Below are 16,767 nucleotides of genomic sequence, written 5' to 3'. Positions count from 1 at the left end.
CAAGGAACCCGAAGACCTGTCCGCGCTGTACTTGCAGGTTCATGTCCTGCACGGCGACGAACGGTTTGGAGCCTCCGTAGACCTTACGCAGGTGGTCCGTCTGGATGGCGAGCGTGGATTGAGTCATATTGTGAATGTCCTGTGTTCGAAGTCGCCTATGTCTATTTTGGTGTGATTGTAATAATTGCAATATTGTGAGGCGGCTCTGCTCCAGGCGCCCAGCCGTCTCACAGGCCCGTCAGAAGAGAGGTGACTGCGGCGCTTTCATCTGTCCGCTCAGCAGCAGCGCGGCGCGGTGTAAAAAGCGGCCGAGCATCGCGTGAAGGAAGCAGAAGGCCAGACAGATCAGTCCCTGGTAAAAGACCATATAGGAGATGCCTTCTGCGATTTCAGAATCGAAATTGCCGACTTTGAAGGTGGACAGCGTCTGCAGCGCGGTCAGGTGGTTGATGGGACGCTTCTCCAATTCGGAAAGCCCGCGTGCGCATTCCGCGAGACGGGCGTCTCCGAATTCCCTCCAGCGCTGCGCCGCGATTTCTTTCGTCGCCACTGCCTGCAGGGATCCTCGCGTTAACACTCCCAGCGGCGTCGGCTGCGATCGGACAATCGGCGCAAGATATCCTAATGGCTTCTTCACTGCGGACGGCGCCGCCGTTGAAACTGTAGGAGATACAAAGGTGGACTTGTCCGCTTCTGGCAAATGCAGCCAATCCGCAATGAAATTTGCGGCCGAAGTGGCTTTGTCCGTGTAGGGGCCATTAAGTGGGCCGCGAAGCCGCGCAGGAACGAGTGCGGGAAGCGCCGATGCGGCGTAAACCTGCTCGCCCAGTTTGAGGCGATCCAGGTCATCCTGGAGGGTGACCTGGGTATCCAGGATCTGCATCCGCTGCGTCATGATTTTGCCGAGCGGCTTGACGGAGATCCCCACGACTAGATAGGTGACGACAATGGCGGCGGCCAGCGCCGCCGCGAACGCCCGGAATGCGAAGCGGCGGGCGACGAGCGCGCCCAGAACGGCGATTGCGAAGGCGATCCATGCGATCTGTATGACATTGAGCCAGGTGTCAAAGTGGCCGCGTCCGAAATCCGCCATCGCCATCACGGTCAAAGGCGCCGTGAAGAGAAAGACCGTGAACCCGCCGATCGAGATATTATTCGCCGCCTGCAAATAGGGCTTGTAATTCTCGGACATCAGGATCTCTTTCGCCCACTCCCGAGGCTTGCCGAACGCCTCGGCGGCGGCGGCCTCGGCGGCTTCGAGCGTAAGCCCCGACTCCATGAACTCCTCGGCCCGGTAAGTCAGGTGCTCGCGCGCTTCCGCCAGAGTCGTGGCGATCTTGGCGCGCGAAATGCGTCCGCGCAGGCGCTGTTCCGACTGCGCGAGAAATGCGTTGATGGGGGATTGCCGCGCAACCTTATCCACGGGAGGCCTCCGGTTTTGTCGGCGCGAGCAGACTGTCGACGGCCAGGGAAAACTCACGCCACGACTCGACCAGTTTTTCGAGCTCGCCCTTGCCCGTCTCGGTCAGACGGTACACCTTGCGCGCCGGCTTGCCTTCCTGGGGGATCCAGTCGGCCTGTATCTTGCCCTCGTTTTCCAGTCGGTGCAGGATCGGGTAAAGCTGGCCTTCCTTGGCGTGGAACGCCGTCTCTCCCTTGGCGTTGATCCGCTTGGCGATCTCATAACCATGCAGCGACTCCGCCTGCAATACACTCAAAACCAATGCGTCTAAATCACTTCGAAACGCCATTACAATTCTCCTCGTCTCACTAAAAATGAAAAGTATTCCTGCTAATTGATCGGCGAGCGCCGTATTTTATCTTGTGAGAGCCACGCCATGTGGACACGATGAATAAATCGTCCAAACTGTGCGGATACTCCACAGAGCATAAGACAAAAAACGCCATGCAGCAGAGCTAAAACCGTCCCAAGCAAGGCTGCGGCGGCGTTAAAATTGTTCGCGCCAAATCTGAGCAGCAGCTGCGGTGTGGAGAGGCGCCAGTCGGACAACCGCTTGATTTGGCCAAGCTCCTCTCGGCATTCCGCGAGACGCAGCGCTCCATAATCACGCCATCGACTGGCGGCCATTTCTTCGGTGGCGACGATCTCTGTCGACCCCGATCCAACATCCTCCAGCGAGGACACTCTTTTCCGTGCGATAGGCGCGACAAACCCTTCCGGCATCTTCAGGGCCGCCGGCACGTTTGGGAGTGTCTTTGAGCTGTAAGCTCGTATTCCCTGCTGAAGCAAAGTGGCGTCATCTCTTAGGGATTTTTGTGCTTGTGACATCACCGGGTTCGTCATAAATCCCAGGCCGATACAAAACATCAGGGCTCCCGCCACGATGATCCCGAGAATGGGCTTGACCGCGCAGCGCCGCGCGATCAACGCGCCAAGGCCCGCCGCAAGATGCAAGAGCGCCGTAAGCACGGCACTGAAGATGAGATACCCCGGGGTAACTTCACCGCCGCTCGGGCTTTTCAGGAACAGCGTCCAAAGCGGTTTCAGCACAAGAATATACGCGCACGCAGCGACCGAAATCCCATTCGCGATCTGCAAATATGGTTTGTAATTTTCCGACAACAGAATCTCGCGAGTCCACTTGCGCGGCTGACCGAATGTCTCGGCGGCCATCGCCATCGCGGCGTCGGGCGCCTGTCCGGCCTCCATGAGTTCTTCCGCGCGGTAGGTCAGGTGCTCCCGGGCCTCCATGAGTGTCGTGGCGACTTTGTCCGGCTCCAGTCGCCCGCGAAGTCGTTTCTCGGACAATGCAAGAAACTGCTCGATTGGGTTCAATACTGGCTTTTTTGCCAAGACGCGCCTCCGATTTCCATGGGAAGACAAATCCCAATCCCTTGCGTATGCTTGATGTTAGTATATAGTAAATTTTTATATATGTCAAGCTCTCACGCGCGCGACTATTGAAATTTCAGAAAGCCTTGCGTATAGACCTGGGAGGTGTTCAAGGTGGCGACATGTCCGTCGCCCATCAGGCTTACCTGACGCATATCGCCCGCAGTAGAGCCGCTGTGCCACTGGGCGATGCCGTCTTCTAAGACGGCGATTTGAGACGAATTGTATTCCACGCCGTCCGGATCGATTGCGGTCAGGTTCGTGTCCGATTTACCAAGCAGCGGTATTTCGGTGTGATACTCGTAAGACATATGGTACTTGTCATACATGGTCGGGGTTGCGTCGATCGTGGCGTGCACGATCGTCCCCTGGATAAATCCAACCACGGCTGTGGCTCCGGTGTCGTCAGGACATCGCCATAGCTGCGCGGATTTCATATAGGGATTGAGGACTTCGTACAGTCGGCCCATCGTCGCCACTTTGGCCTTTTGGACGGGGAAACCGTCCCATTTGGTGGAGTATTCGTCGTAGGCGTCTTTGGCCCAGGGATACATGCCGTCCGAATCCTGCATGTACATGGACATCGCCATACCGATCTGACGCTGATTGCTGAGACAGACGGCGGCTCGCGCCTTCTCTCGGGCGGAGAAGAAGGCCGGAAAGAGCAGGGAAGCGAGGATTGAAATGATCGCGATGACGACCAGCAGCTCGATCAGCGTAAATCCCAGTTGTGTGTTTTTCTGTTTCATTGTTAAGACTTCTCTCGTTTTTATCGGCGCTTTCGGCGGCCGCAGTGATCGTTTACGCCGTTTGAGTTCGTAATCTTCGTGCTGACTGGGACTGCTGGATGCTTCGTCCGATCAGGCCGGACACCAGACAGATCCCAAGGCACCAGCATCCCTGGAGCATCACCCAGAACGCGGCGATCCCGGCGGGGCCGAAGGAGAAGCGCGCCGGCGGCACGGCGGTTCCGTGCATAAGCTGTCGCTGTATTTCGATACGAGCGTGCTCGTTCTCGGCTAAACGCTGCGCTCCAAAATCCCGCCAGCGCTGCGCCGCCATCGCTTTTGTGGCGACATAATCCATCCCCAACGAGCTATTTGTCCATCTGCCGACGCTGTTCTCGGAAACGCGTCCATGACTGACCTTACTCATCACATCCCGCAGACGTTCTTGATGGAATGTCATCGCCGGCGCAGCGTATCCGTCCTTCGTTTTCAGCTCGGCCGGCAGTGTCGCCGGCGCGGCCGAAGCGGCGTAGGTCTGAATGCCCAGCTGAAGCAGACCCTGTTCTTTTTGATTGCTCTCCAGGTCCACCAGGGAAGCGCTCTGTGACATCAGGCTCTCGAACAGCGGCGCAGTCGTTCCGATGACGAGAGCGCTCAATACCGCCGCCGCCGCCGCAATACCCGCCAAGACTTTGACATTGCTGCGCCCCGCGATCAGCGCGCCGAGCGGCGCCGCGAGCGCCGCCAGCGGCGTCACGATGAGACCGATCACGAAGGCGGCCTTGGCCATGTCCACTTGATTGGTCGCCAAATTCTTCAGCGCCAGCGTTCCCATGGGGACCATCATCAGGCAAAGCGCAAATCCGACAATCGAAACCGTGTTTGCCGGCCGCGCGGAGGGGCGGTAATTTTCGGACGCCAGTATCTCGCGCGTCCATTGCCGCGGCGTTCCGAACGCAGCCGCCGCCGTGGCGTTCGCCGCTTCCGGCGCGAGGCCTCCTGCCGTCAGTTCTTCGGCGCGGCTCGCCATATACTCACGCGCCGCTTTCAGTTTGCCAGCCATGACACCCGGCTCCAGCCGTCCGCGCAGCCGTTTTTCCGATTCTGCAAGGAACTGGGCAATCGGGTTGAGTTCTGATTTATTTTCCATTGGAAACCTCTCGTATCTCTCTCAACAGTTATCGCGAAACGCCGGCGAGACGCATCATCTTCTTGGGCGGCGTCAGCAGGCTCTCCACCGCCTGTGCGAACTTGCGCCACGCTTCCGTGAGCTTCTCCAATTCGCCCTTGCCCGTCTCGGTCAATCGGTACACCTTGCGCGCCGGCTTCCCTTCCTGAGGGATCCAATCGGCCTGAATAACGCCTTCGTTTTCCAGGCGGTGCAAAATGGGGTAAAGCTGCCCTTCTTTGGCGTGGAACGCCGCCTCGCCCTTCGCATTGATGCGCTTGGCGATCTCATAGCCGTGCAGCGCTTCCGTCTGCAATACGCTCAGGGTTAAAGTGTCCAGATCACTGCGAAACGCCATACCATGCTCCTTACTTCTGCGGGTCGGCAAATATTCTGAGGTTCGTTTTGTTCATTTGATCGGCCCTTGTTTTATCTATAACCATAGATATTATATATTAAACTTTTATATATGTCAATACTGTGCTTAAATAAATATTCAGAAAATTAAAGCGTTTGGCCCAAACCAAGAAAACGGCGCAAGCTGTGCTGAAAGGCAAAGCTTGCGCCGTAGGGAGGGGGAGATTGAAAAAATAGGAATTACCGGTACTGCGCCTCGGAATAGCTCAATACTCGTTTTCCGCTGTCCTCGCTGGGCGGCGTGAGGGAGGAGTGGACAAACGGTTTGTTGTCTTTCGTCCACATATTGACCTGGCCCGAGCCTCCTTCCGACAGATCGATCGTGGCGAGCGGCTTCATGGCTTTGACATGGCCATCCATGAAGAGGAAGTTTGCCCGGCCTGTGTGACCGGCGAAGAGATTGCCCGGTTCCGTGAAGAACGTGGGGTCCGGCGACGCCCACCGTGGGTCGGTGACGATGAAGTCCGTAAGAATCGCGGTGGATTCGACGATGCCGATGACCTGCGAGGGCGATTCGATCTGGCCGAGATGAACGATGGACGATGCGCTGTGGGAAGTGAGAGGCTCTCCGGGCGGCGGAGGCTCATCGACAAACGGGCCGTCGGCGCCGCTTCCGCGATTGGCGGCGTAGGACGGCGCATAGACCGGCGTCCCTGCCGGCTGTAATCCCAGGAACGTGTTGTAATCTTCTTTGCCTTTGGACGGATTCGAAGGGCATTTGAAGATCTCCGTGGATTTTACATATGGAGCGATTTCGTACTTCCAGCTGTATTCCTCGTAGAACGGCGTTCGTGGAGGCAGCATCTCATCGTAATCCTGGGTGTAAGCAAGGATGGCGATCCCCAACTGCTTTTCGTTGCTGACACATGCTGTCTGCCGTCCTTTTTCCCTCGCCTTCGCGAACACGGGAAACAAAATGGCGGCCATGATTGAGATGACTGCGATCACAACCAGCAATTCGATCAAAGTAAATGCTGTCAGCTTCGTATGGTGCGTGCGCGGCATTGGAAATTCTCTCTTCGAAAATCAAACTGGAAACGTTAATTGATGAGCGCTCGGCGCACTTTTCTCTGCTGGCGCCATGCCGTGTGTCCGCGATGGAAAAGGCGGCCGAGCAGCGCGGACAGCCCGCATAACGCCAGGCAAACGGCGCCCTGAACTCCGATGACTCCCGATGCCTTTAAGCCGATCGCGGCGTCAAAATTCGAGGCTTCTATCGGCGATAGCGCTTGCCACACAGTCATATGGAGAATGGGACGATCCTGGAGATCGATCAGCGCGCGCTGACACTCGCTGAGGCGCTGAGCGCCAAAATCCCGCCACCGCTGCGCGGCGACCTCCTGGTTCATGACGACTTCCGTCGCTCCGTTCGCCAGAGCAGTCAGCGGCAGCGTCCGCGATCCAGGGACGGGGGCGACAAACCCCCCATCCATTTTCAGGGTCTCCGGCACGGCGGGCGGAAGCGCCGAGGAGCCGTAAATATGAGTTCCCAGCTGAAGCTTCTGGAGGTCGGCGTGGATCGAATCCTGCGCTTGTGTGATGACCATCCGCTGCCGCATCCCCTTCGTCAACGGCTCCGTCGAAATTCCGATGACAAGATAGGTAAAGAACGCCGCCGCCGCCGTGATGACGATCAGGCTCTTGACCGCGCAGCGCCGCGCTATTGCCGCGCCCAGCGTCGCGGCAAGGAAGGACAGCGCCGCCACGGCCAGGACGACGATGGCGGGTGTGTTGGGACCGCGATGGAACGTCATCATCATCAGCGCGAAGATCGGCGTGGCGAGAAGAAACAGAGTGAATCCGGCGATCGAGACGATGTTCGCCGTCCGCAAATACGGGGGCGTGTTCTCGGAGATCAGGATGCCGCGGGCCCATTCGCCTGGCTTCCCGAACGCCGCCGCAGCCGCCGCCTGCGCCGCATCTGGGGCGAGCCCCGCCGCCGTCAACTCCTGGGCGCGAACCGTGAGACGATCGCGAGCCTCCGTGATCGCGGCGTCGATTTTTTGCGGCGCCAGCCGCCCGCGCAGCCGCTTCTCCGCCCGCGTGAGAAACTGTTCGATCGGGTTCAATTCCGCCCGATTATCCATGGATGGACCTCCTATATCTTTGAAACCGCTCACCTGGGAGGCTGGCTGGATCCGATCAAAGATAGTACGCCGTAAAATCAATGAAGTTTCAGGCCATCACCCAAAAAAACTGCTAAAAAATTAGCTGATCTATTGACGATTTGCTACTTAACTGCTATAATTTTAGCAGTTAGCGGGGAAATGATCACAATGACGAAACCAAATGCAGGCTCACTAAGCCGGCGTGAGCGGCAGATTATGGACATCGTGTACGAGCGCGGGGAGGCGTCGGCGGCGGACGTAGTCGAGGCGCTTCCCGATGCGCCGAGCTATTCGGCGGTGCGGGCGCTGCTGCGCATTCTGGAGGAAAAGGGGCATGTGTCGCATGTGGAGCAGGGCAAGAAGTATCTGTTCCGTCCGACCCAGCCCCGCCAGGCGGCGGCGACTTCGGCTCTGCGCCAGATCGTGCGGACCTTCTTCGGCGGCAGCGCTGCGCGAGCGGTGACCACATTGATTTCCGACGACGAATGCTCTCTCAGTGACGAGGATCTGGACCGTTTGACAAAGCTGATCGAGGATGCGAAACATGGGGAGCGGATCGATGGTGATCATTCATAGCGCGCCGTTACTCATCGACTTGCTGCTCAAAAGCGCCATCGTACTCGCGATCGCTTCCGCCGTAGCCCTCTGCCTGACGCGCGCTTCGGCGGCCGTACGGCACTTGGTATGGGCGAGCGCCTTCGCCGTGCTCGTCGTGATGCCGATTTTTACCGTGATGCTGCCACCCAAAGAAGTGGAGGGATGGCCGCAGGCCTCCGCCGTCGCATTGCCCGCCGCGCCGATCTCGTTGCCTGACCCGATGGCGTTTGCGCCCACTGTTTCGGGAAGCGCGGCTAAGCCGGCGCCCGGCATATCCTTACCTGGCGCCGCGCCGGTAATGGAAATTCCGAGGCCCGCTGTGCGTCCCGCTTCGTCGTATTCAAATCAGGGTTATTCGAAGCGCATGTCGTTAAGCGCCGTCCTGACCGCCCTCTGGCTGGCCGGCGTTTTGCTGGGGATGATCCGGCTTATGAGAGGCCTGTTTGAGCTGCGCAAGTTCGCTCGCTACTCCCGGGAGATTAAGGACCCGGACATAGATGCGCAGGCGCGGGCGATGGGGCGCCGCCGCCCCGTGATTATCTTACGGGGTGGGGCGGTGACGCTTGGCTTATCTCCCATGACATGGGGAGTATTCAGGCCCATCGTCCTTCTTCCGTTGGGCGCCGATAATTGGACCGACGAGCGACGCCGTTCCGTGTTGGCGCACGAGTTCGCTCACGTCGCGCGCTGCGATTGGCTCGTGCAGACCGCCGCCACTTGCGTCGCCGTTCTTTACTGGCCAAACCCCCTCGTTTGGTGGGCGCTTCGGTCGCTGACCCATCAAAGCGAGCGCGCCTGCGATGACCGCGTGCTCGTCTCCGGCGTCGCCCCCGCGCAGTACGCCGGAGACCTGCTGGAAATCATCCGCTCGCTGCGCGGGCGTCAGACGCCCGGGGCTGTTCCCATGGCGCGGCCCAAGCGCATCGAAAATCGTGTGCAGTCGATCTTGAAAAACGGGGTCAACCGGACGCCCACCTCCGCGCATATCGCCGCGACGATCCTCATCGTATCCCTCACGGCCGCCGTGCGTCTCGCTCCGATCCAGGCTTCGCGCCACGTTTTGGGAGCGGGTCAAGCGGTGGGAAACGGCGGAGGTCATGAGATATCGGCGGAGATGAAGGCCCAATTCCTAAAGATGGATCGATTGTTCAGGGAGCAAATGCGTGACGGCGGCCGCTCGCAGCTCAAAGCGCAATATCAGACTTATCTTGCTGCGAAACGCCCTCCCGTACGGGAAAGACAGAGCCCGTCTGAACAGGCGCAGCTTGCCCATATGTTAACGCAGCACGGGATGTATTCCCAGGCGAGCCGGGTGCTGAACGATCTGCTAAAAAAGTACCCGGATTGCCCGGAAGCCGCGCTCGCCTCAATGGACCAAGCGACGATCAAGTATGGTTACGACAGCGCGCCGCCCGCCGCGATCGAAGCGATCCTCGCGCGTTACGACAACGCGGCCGACGAAGCCTCGATCTGGAACAGTCTGGGGAAAAGCTACGAAGCGAAGCATGACGCCAGGGCGATCCGGGCTTATCGGCGCGCCTACGATCTTAGCGACGATAACGTGTCGTCGGGCGCCGGATTATCGTGCATCCGTCTCCTGGCTGCGGTCGGTCGAATTGCGGAGCGCGACGCCCTTGTCGCCGATCTCCTGTACGAGCACCCACAGAGTTCGGAGGCCCAGGAGCTAATCAAGGCGCAGCACCCGACCCCCGGCCCCCCGGGCATCGGGATCGATACGCCATCGGACTGGAAGGTGAGCGGGACGGGAGGCGTGACGGTCGAACTGGTGCGAGTGGCGACGAGCCAAAACGGCAGCTGGCTTCCGGACGGGAGATTGCTTTCGGCGTCGAGCCAAAACGCTGGCTTTCAGCCCGGGGCAAACCGTATGGGCGTCGTGCTGCGCATCACGGGACCACGTGATCCGGACGGCGGCGATCCCATTCTCATGGAGGGCACGCAGGACTTTCAATCCAACGGATCCTGGGAGCACGTGGGGCCAAATCCCGGCGAAACGTGGTATGGGCAGGACGCTCTGCTGAACCTACCGGATCGGTTCAATTTCCGATTCCGCCTGTGTTCCGGTCCATGGTCACAGGGAGTGGTCTTCCCGGCGCCCGCGCCGGGTGAGAAAGTTCTCGAAGCAGGCGGATGCATGCTGGAAATCGCCAATCCCGCGCCTTTCGCGAAGAAGGGAAAGAGATGGATCGTGACGGATAACCTTGGCGATATGCAGTCGGTCGAGCGCCGGCTGATCGTGGTGGATCGCAGTGGACGCCGAACCCTGCTGAAGGCGAAGCCCGAAGCAGGAACCGCCGTCGGGGCGGTGGTGTCCTTCGATGCGCCCAAACTGCCGATCGATCAAGTGCGCGAATTCCGGCTGGAAAAACGCCCTTGCCATCAGGCCGAGTTCCGCAATATCCATCTCCGGCCAAACGCGCGCGGCGTGGTTTGATTCGCGCCATGCTGATAAAATAGTAAGAATACGAAAGCAGAAATAGTATGCCGCTGACACCCTTTCCGATCGTCAATACGCTGATAATCGCGTTCACATTTGTTACATTTATTCTCGCGTGCGCCACGGCTTATCGGACATCGCGTCGAAAAGAGCATTCGTCCATGCGTCTCAGTATTCTGTGGGCGGCGGGATTAGGCGTGTGGCTTTTAAGCCCCTACTACTACACGCTTTTCACGGTCAAGCGGCAATACGACTCCGTGATTTGGAATAACGCGATCTTTTGGCTAAACGGGCTGGGCTTTGTCCTTATTGTCGCCGCGACATTTCTGAGCCTCTTAGCATCTTTCTCAAAGCAAACCGAGAAGTCCGATTAGGAGAGCGAATCGAAGCGAGTAAAGAAACTGGGATTAGAAGTCGTCTCTTCTTTCCGATAATTAAAATAAGCGCGCAAGCACTAAGCTGCTGACGCGCTTATCTTATTGTTGAGTGGAAAGAGGCCGTAATGAACAGAAAAGGCTTTACGCTGATAGAACTACTTGTTGTCATCGCAATTATCTCCGTTTTGGCGGCGATCTTGTTCCCCGTATTCGCGAGCGTCCGCGCCAAGGCGCGCGGCATTGCGTGTTTGTCGAATCAGAAGCAGCTGGCGATGGGATGATGCAGTATTGTCAGGATTATGACGAGACGTATCCGCTGTTGCAGCGGAACTGAGAAGGGGTATATGGGCGGTAATGGCGCGCAGAGCGACTGGTCCGATGTCCGATTCGCCTCCGTGGAGTGGGCCTGGGCCGATGGCGGCTTCGACCTGAGCCAGGCGAAGCGGGCCGACAACGACAAGGGAGCCTTCGCATCCTATCCGTTCCCCGCCCAGATGCCGCGATTTCGACACCAGGGTGGCTGCAACATGGTCTTTGCCGACGGTCATGTCAAAGCGGTCCGGCTGTCCACCCTTGCCGGGGCCGCCGGCTGGTGTAAGCACATCTTCGGTCCCGCGCAGGACAACTCGCCTTATGGAGTGTCCGGCTGGTATCCGTACGCCTCCGGCGAGATCACCGGCTCCGGCCCAAGTGCCTGTGACACGTGGCAGTAAAACCGACTAAAGAGAAGAATTTTATCCGGCGGAACGGCGCCAGATTGTGGGGGAGCCGTCTTCGGTCCAGAGGCGCCGAGAGACGGGGAGGTACTCCACCAGCGTGTCCACGGGCTCCTTCCCAGGAGGGAGGATCTTCGGCGGGTCGGGGGCGTCGACGAGCTCGGGCGGCGTCAGTTTGAGAATCTGCACGGCGCCTTCCCGCAGGTCAAGGGAAAGCTTGTGCGCATGATAAACGCCATAGGCCAGCGCGATATCCGCGAAGATCGCCCAAATGTGCGTGGGGGCGCCGGCGAGCCAATCTGAGAGATGGATGACTCGGGCGTTCCCAATGGCGGCGAAGACCGGCCAAAGGAGCCAGAGGCTCAGAACGGCGGCGGCGGGCAGGGGGCGTGTCCAGTAGCGTTTGATGTAGCGCTCGATCTCCCGGCGCTCCGCCCGCGAGAGTTCGCGTTGGCCTGTGCTTACCAATTCGCCTTCGGGCGCGTGTCCGGTCGGGACCAGCCACTGCGCCGCCAGCGCCGCGAATGCTGGGGGCTGCGCCACTTCCGACCATCGAGCGCTGACCCACCGCGCCACGCGCGCGCCGTCCACGCTCCACACCCGCTGGGCTTCCGGAAGCACCAGCACCGTCTGCGCGCGTCCCATGGCTGGGTGAAGCGCGTTGAGCTTGATCAGCGCCGCCTGCGCCTGATCGGCGTCGTCCCGGATCTTCACCTCGCCTCGAAACACTTTCACAGCGCCGTTTTTTACATCGCGAATCAGCTTGCCTGCTCGGCGCAAGGGGCCTTCTTCGGAAAGCAGCAGCCAGCCCGCGATGGCGATCCCCGCCATGAACTCCAGCGTGACTTCCAGACCCACGATCTGCGAACCCTGGCCGTACGTACGGGACAGAGCGCTGAGCGCGAACATCACGCCGAGCACCCCCGCAATGGCGCCCGCGCCCTGACGCCGCAGCCGCATCGCCTCCGCGCGCACGGCGGCGACCTCCTCCGGCGTGAGCGGACGCTCCTCGGCAAGCGGCATGCCGCAGCACCAGCTTTTCATCTCCGCGTCGGCGTCCCCATGCCCCCATGATGTTATGTCCGATGTCGCCATCCACTCGTCCCTTGCTTACTTCTTGCCCGGCTTCAGCGTGCGCGCGAAAAAGGCGTCGATCAGCGCCACATTCTCCGGTTCGACAAACTGCGGCCCGCCATGATCCGCGCCGGGAAGAATTTTGAGCGTCACATCCGCGCCGCCGGCGCGGAGCGCATCGTAAAGTTTTTGACTTTGCGAGACCGGCACCAGGCTGTCCTTGTCGCCATGCATGATCAGCATCGGCGCGGCGTCCTTGGTCACGAATGTGATCGGGCTGGCGTCGGCCGCCAGCTGAGCATTGCTGGGATCTCCCAGGAGTTTTGTGATCAGGTCGACGCCAGCCGGATTGGTGTAGACGCCCAGGCCTTCCGGTCGGATATCCGATGGGCCATACCAATCGACCACCGCCGCCACCGCGCTCGACTGTTTTTGCCAGCCTCCATCGCCTTCCAGCCGTTTGACCTTCGGCGTAAGCCCCAGCAGCGCGACGAGATGCCCGCCGGCCGAATCGCCCCACACGCCGATGCGCTTGGGATCGATGTGATACTTGGCGGCATTCGCGCGCAGAAAGCGAATGGCGCACTTGCTGTCCTGGATCTGCGCCGGGTACTTCGCGACATCCGAGAAGCGATAGTCGATAGAGCAGAAGACGTAGCCCTGCTTGGTGAAGTGGTCCGCCGGGCCATCCTGGTGTGAGCGACTGCCGGCGGCCCACCCGCCGCCATGAATATACACTACCGCCGGCAGCGCCCCCGCAGCTTCCTTCGGCGTATAGATATCCATCAGCTGCTCCGGGCTGGAAGTGGTGTAAGGCGTCGTCACAAACGCCATCGGCGGGGGTGGGGGAGGCGTTGGCGCCGGCGTCTCCGCCCGCAGGGTGAAAGCGACCGCCGCGACAGTTCCTGCAATGGCGGCGGAGCACAGAACCCCTGCCTTCGTCATAGACTTCATAACGTCCTTTCAGCTTCAGGACACGACGGGCGCCAAGCTTCTCGAAGTTCGAACGCCACCAAGCTGGATCGCCGTCGACAGAATATTGGAGATCAGCCAGTACAGCACGAACGCCGAGGCGGTGTGGTGCGCGCCGATCCAAATACAGTATAGCACCGGCGTCAACCACGCCGTCGCCTTTCGCATCTTCTCCTGCGCGGGATCGGCCGCCGGAAAGAGGCTTTGGCTGACATACATACTGAGCGCGTATAAGATGAGCAAAGGAATATCGGGAAGCCCAAGATCAAGCGCGAGCCATTGTGGGTGTGCGGCGGCGAGGCCGCCGCCGATCCACAGAAACCCTGCGCCGCTATGGTATTGGTAGATCTGAACCGCTTGATACATCGCGAAGAAGACCGGCGCCTGAAGCAGCGCCATGATCCATCCCAAATGTGGGTTCACGCCATGCTTTTCTTGCAGCTTCTTGATCTCTTCGGATAGCCGGGCAAAGTCTCCCTTGTGCTCGGATTGCAGTGCGGCGATCTTTGGCTGAAGCGCCTGCATCTCCCGCGCGCTGCGAAATTGACGGATCGAGAGCGGCGCCAGCGCGAGACGCACCAGGGTCGAGATCAGAAACAGCGCGAGCGCAAACGAGTACGAGCGCCGTCCGGTGACCCCCACGAAGAAGTCCAATATCTTGTAAAGCGGATGCTTGCCGTTCGCGGCGTCCAGCACGCGCCCGAGCGCCTTACGCTCGGCCATCGCCGCCTGCTTATGCGGAAATGTGTCCAGGCCGTAAGTCGTCGCCAGCAGATCGTAAGCCGCCATCGCCTGTATGGGATCGCGCAGTCGGTCTCGGTAAATGTGCGCGATGACATAAACGGCTTCCGGAGCATACGACGTACTTCGATAAACTGCGCTCGATTCCACATCGCGCAGTCTTTCCACCGCCTCAATATTCCGCCCCTGCGCCAGCAGGCGTATGGCGATCGCGAATGCGGGCGGCGGCGCAAGTCCCACAGGACGAGACGACTGCGCCCGCGCGGGCGTCACTGCGTAAAATGCGAACAATACGATCAGGCCCGTCACGGCCACAAGCTCAGCGAGAACGATCAGCCAATGGGAATTCATACGGCGTCCGCCTTTCCATCGCCGCGCGAACGCGGCTTTGTGACTGAGACACGGCGAACGGCGAAAAGTTGCGGCCTCGGCAGCGTACTGCGTCGCTGCTGTAGGAAAACCTTCGCGGCCCCACCTTGGAAAGCGGGTATAAGATCGTAAGAGTTTGCATGGAGAAGGGCGGCGCAATGTGGCGTCTAATGCCGAAATGAACGAAATCGAAGAAGTCCGTGAGGAGCTTGCCCGTCTGCGGCGGGATTATGGGGCGCTGGTGGACAATGCGCCCGATGTCCTGGCCCGTTTCGACCGGCAGGGGCGTTTTCTCTACATCAACAAGACGGGGGAGCGCAACACCGGCATTCCGGCGGCGGCGTTTCTCGGAAAGACGTTTCGGGAGCTCGGTGGCCAGCCTGAAACTAACATCGTCCAATGGGAAGAGGCGTTGAACTTTGTGCTGGAAACGCGGCATGCGGTGTGCATCGAGTACGAGTATCCTCTGGCCGGTGGGGTTCTTGGTTTCTTTGAATGCGTGCTGACGCCGGAGCTAGACGAGGCAGGAGAAGTCGCGTCGATCGTCACCGTTACGCGCGACTTCACAGCGCGCCATGAGGCGCAAGTACGGATGCGCGAAAGCGAGGAGCGGTACCGGACCCTGGTGGACGCCACGGCGCAGATCGTGTGGACCAACGACTCGGAAGGGCGCATGGTGGGGCGCAATGACGATTGGAGCGCATTTACCGGACAGGCTGATGAGGAGTATCAGGGCTTCGGATGGGCGCAGGCGGTGCATCCAGACGACGCGCAGCCGACGGTGGACGCCTGGATGAAGTCCGTCGCCGCCCGCGCGCCCTTTATCTTTGAGCATCGCTTGAAGCGCCGCGACGGCGTTTACCGAACCTTCTCCATTCGCGCCGTTCCTGTCTTGGAGCCGGACGGAAGCATTCGGGAATGGGTCGGCATTCACGTGGACATTACGGAGCGCAAGGCCGCCGAACAGGACCTGCGCGCCCGCGCCGAGCGGGAATCGCTGATTGCGAAGATTGCAAGGGGAGTGCTCTGGAGCGCCGACCCCGCCGCGCTCCGCGCGAACGTGCTGGCCGTGCTGGGAGGCTATCTCCACGCTGACCGCTGTTTCTACGTTCTCTACGACATCGACCGCGGCGCAGCGCGGGTGCAGCGGGACTGGGTTCGAGACGGCGTGCCGTCGCTGGAGGGCGAATGGGATCTGAAGGCGCAGGGAGTCAATATCCAAAACGTCTTTCATGAAGGCCGCACCCTCGTGGTCGACGATATCGCCGTAGCCGACGCGCCGGCGGCCATGACGTCGGCGTTTCTCTCCAGCGGACAGCGATCTTTCATTGCCGCGCCCTTTTTCTACGAGGGCCGGCTGGCCGCGGCGCTTGCGGTCATGATGGCGGATACCCCTCGACACTGGACCCCGGAGGAGACGGCGCTGGTGGAGGCCGCCGCCGTTCAGGTGCGCGGCGCGGTGGAGGCGGCCCGCGCGCGCGACCGCGAACTGGAGGCGCAGCGGCGTCAGCGAGATTTCCTTCGGGACGTCCTCGCCTCGGTCACGGAAGGCCGCCTGATCCTCTGTCAGTCCGATGACGAACTCCCGCCGCCTCTCTCGCCGCGATCCTGCGTGATTTCTCTTTCCATGCAGGGCGGCCTGCGCGAACTGCGCCACGAAGTGCAGACGGCATGCTCGGAGATGGGCATGTGTGAAGAGCGCTGCTTCGATCTGGTGACGGCGGCAAGCGAGGCGGGTATGAACACGGTCGTCCATGTCGGGAAAGGAGAGGGGCAGGTGATGACGGACGAAACAGCGCGTCTCGTGCAGGTCCGGCTGTGGGATCACGGTCCCGGCATCGCGCTGGAAAACCTCCCCAAGGCGACCCTGCGCAAAGGCTACAGCTCGGCGGGAACGCTCGGCCATGGGATGAAAATGATGCTCCAAACCGCCGACCGCGTTTACCTGCGCACCAGCGCTAGCGGCACCGTCGTCGTCATCGAACAGCATCGAGACCCCCCGCAGTCGGGACTGTAAGTTTCTAAAAATGAGTGAATTTGTCTTCGGCCCTTCATTAGGATGGCCCCTCCGCCCCAATTCTGGGGGACCTGAAAATGCCACAGTCCGAAATCGGGTCCCCCAGAATTGGGGCGGAGGGGCCATCCTATATCTGAGTTCCCCAGGATGGGGCGGAGGGGCCGAAATCCAGTA

16 protein-coding genes and 1 pseudogene are annotated in these 16,767 nt (G+C 60.1%); 6 read left to right on the top strand and 11 right to left on the bottom strand.

Annotated features, from left to right (window positions below; all coding sequences use genetic code 11):
• Positions 1–238: 238 nt before the first annotated feature.
• The 8 genes from ABIZ35_RS03735 to ABIZ35_RS03700 all read right to left on the bottom strand — a co-directional run bounded on the left by ABIZ35_RS03735 (position 239) and on the right by ABIZ35_RS03700 (position 7,254).
• Positions 239–1,423 carry a hypothetical protein gene (locus ABIZ35_RS03735; protein WP_348218529.1) on the bottom strand — a complete coding sequence of 395 codons (1,185 nt, stop codon included), beginning with the start codon at positions 1,421–1,423 and terminating at the stop codon, positions 239–241.
• Positions 1,416–1,751: a helix-turn-helix transcriptional regulator gene (locus ABIZ35_RS03730; RefSeq protein ID WP_348218528.1), complete on the bottom strand. Its 336-nt coding sequence runs from the start codon at positions 1,749–1,751 to the stop codon at positions 1,416–1,418. Before ABIZ35_RS03730 ends, ABIZ35_RS03735 begins: the two co-directional genes overlap by 8 nt.
• A gap of 41 nt (positions 1,752–1,792) precedes the next feature.
• Positions 1,793–2,815 (bottom strand): hypothetical protein, encoded by a 1,023-nt coding sequence (locus ABIZ35_RS03725; protein ID WP_348218527.1) that lies wholly within the window; start codon positions 2,813–2,815, stop codon positions 1,793–1,795.
• A gap of 104 nt (positions 2,816–2,919) precedes the next feature.
• Positions 2,920–3,603: a type II secretion system protein gene (locus tag ABIZ35_RS03720; protein ID WP_348218526.1), complete on the bottom strand. Its 684-nt coding sequence runs from the start codon at positions 3,601–3,603 to the stop codon at positions 2,920–2,922.
• A gap of 52 nt (positions 3,604–3,655) precedes the next feature.
• Positions 3,656–4,732, bottom strand: coding sequence for a hypothetical protein (locus tag ABIZ35_RS03715; protein WP_348218525.1), 1,077 nt, complete (start codon positions 4,730–4,732; stop codon positions 3,656–3,658).
• A 28-nt stretch (positions 4,733–4,760) separates the two neighbouring features.
• Positions 4,761–5,108 (bottom strand): helix-turn-helix transcriptional regulator, encoded by a 348-nt coding sequence (locus ABIZ35_RS03710; RefSeq protein WP_348218524.1) that lies wholly within the window; start codon positions 5,106–5,108, stop codon positions 4,761–4,763.
• A gap of 239 nt (positions 5,109–5,347) precedes the next feature.
• Entirely contained in the window at positions 5,348–6,172 is an 825-nt protein-coding gene (locus ABIZ35_RS03705) for a DUF1559 domain-containing protein (RefSeq protein WP_348218523.1), read from the bottom strand.
• A 35-nt stretch (positions 6,173–6,207) separates the two neighbouring features.
• Positions 6,208–7,254: a hypothetical protein gene (locus ABIZ35_RS03700; RefSeq protein WP_348218522.1), complete on the bottom strand. Its 1,047-nt coding sequence runs from the start codon at positions 7,252–7,254 to the stop codon at positions 6,208–6,210.
• A 189-nt stretch (positions 7,255–7,443) separates the two neighbouring features.
• Between ABIZ35_RS03700 and ABIZ35_RS03695 the strand changes: the two genes are divergently transcribed.
• From ABIZ35_RS03695 to ABIZ35_RS03675, 5 genes and pseudogenes are all read left to right on the top strand, one after another.
• Entirely contained in the window at positions 7,444–7,851 is a 408-nt protein-coding gene (locus ABIZ35_RS03695; protein ID WP_348218521.1) for a BlaI/MecI/CopY family transcriptional regulator, read from the top strand.
• Entirely contained in the window at positions 7,835–10,324 is a 2,490-nt protein-coding gene (locus ABIZ35_RS03690) for a M56 family metallopeptidase (protein WP_348218520.1), read from the top strand. Before ABIZ35_RS03695 ends, ABIZ35_RS03690 begins: the two co-directional genes overlap by 17 nt.
• A 47-nt stretch (positions 10,325–10,371) precedes the next feature.
• Positions 10,372–10,701, top strand: coding sequence for a hypothetical protein (locus ABIZ35_RS03685; protein WP_348218519.1), 330 nt, complete (start codon positions 10,372–10,374; stop codon positions 10,699–10,701).
• 128 nt (positions 10,702–10,829) lie between these two features.
• Positions 10,830–11,008: pseudogene (locus ABIZ35_RS03680) on the top strand (type II secretion system protein); the annotation flags it as partial.
• A 40-nt stretch (positions 11,009–11,048) separates the two neighbouring features.
• A complete protein-coding gene (locus ABIZ35_RS03675; RefSeq protein WP_348218518.1) occupies positions 11,049–11,417 on the top strand; it encodes an H-X9-DG-CTERM domain-containing protein in 369 nt (122 codons plus the stop codon).
• A 21-nt stretch (positions 11,418–11,438) separates the two neighbouring features.
• On the opposite strand, the gene ABIZ35_RS03670 is transcribed toward ABIZ35_RS03675, so the two are convergent.
• From ABIZ35_RS03670 to ABIZ35_RS03660, 3 genes are read right to left on the bottom strand one after another with little or no spacing between them, the layout of a single operon-like run.
• Positions 11,439–12,515: a hypothetical protein gene (locus tag ABIZ35_RS03670; protein WP_348218517.1), complete on the bottom strand. Its 1,077-nt coding sequence runs from the start codon at positions 12,513–12,515 to the stop codon at positions 11,439–11,441.
• Between the two features lie 15 nt (positions 12,516–12,530).
• Entirely contained in the window at positions 12,531–13,448 is a 918-nt protein-coding gene (locus ABIZ35_RS03665; protein ID WP_348218516.1) for an alpha/beta hydrolase, read from the bottom strand.
• A gap of 15 nt (positions 13,449–13,463) precedes the next feature.
• Complete coding sequence (locus ABIZ35_RS03660) at positions 13,464–14,558, bottom strand: YidC/Oxa1 family membrane protein insertase (protein ID WP_348218515.1); 1,095 nt, start codon at positions 14,556–14,558, stop codon at positions 13,464–13,466.
• 196 nt (positions 14,559–14,754) lie between these two features.
• Here ABIZ35_RS03660 and ABIZ35_RS03655 point away from each other — a divergent pair, with 196 nt between their 5' ends.
• Positions 14,755–16,593 carry a PAS domain-containing protein gene (locus ABIZ35_RS03655; RefSeq protein ID WP_348218514.1) on the top strand — a complete coding sequence of 613 codons (1,839 nt, stop codon included), beginning with the start codon at positions 14,755–14,757 and terminating at the stop codon, positions 16,591–16,593.
• The last annotated feature ends 174 nt before the right edge of the window (positions 16,594–16,767 follow it).

It is taken from the genome of Capsulimonas sp. (assembly GCF_039929585.1).
Taxonomy (GTDB): domain Bacteria; phylum Armatimonadota; class Armatimonadia; order Armatimonadales; family Capsulimonadaceae; genus Capsulimonas.
The sequence above is the reverse complement of the archived record's forward strand: the minus strand, read 5'-3'. Positions and strand labels throughout refer to the sequence as shown.